The organism is Carboxydocella sp. ULO1, from assembly GCF_002049255.1.
In the GTDB taxonomy this organism is placed as follows: domain Bacteria; phylum Bacillota.
This window is the reverse complement of sequence record NZ_BDLQ01000115.1, coordinates 1-274: the sequence shown is the minus strand read 5'-3', so window position 1 is coordinate 274 and position 274 is coordinate 1. Positions and strand designations below refer to the sequence as shown.

The 274-nt window shown below is 54.0% G+C and carries 1 rRNA gene; it reads left to right on the top strand.

What is annotated here, in order from left to right:
- Window positions 1-166: 166 nt before the first annotated feature.
- Window positions 167-274 (top strand): 23S ribosomal RNA (locus ULO1_RS12335); the annotation flags it as partial.

The following is a 274-nucleotide window of genomic DNA, read 5'->3' as shown; positions in this document are numbered from 1 at the left end:
TCCTTGAAAACCGCACAGAGTAAAAGGTAACACACTCTGCGAAACATCGTAGCGTGTAGAGTGGAACCATTTTGGCCGCCGGGCTTTGGAAACGCAGTATTGTCGGCAGCTTGCTGCCGGTAACAATACTAGTGACAGCTGTAGGCGGACAAATGGGGAAGCACGAGGTTAAGATACTAAGGGCATACGGTGGATGCCTTGGCGCCAAGAGCCGAAGAAGGACGCGGAAAGCTGCGAAAAGCTCCGGGGAGCCGCAAGCAGGCTTAGATCCGGA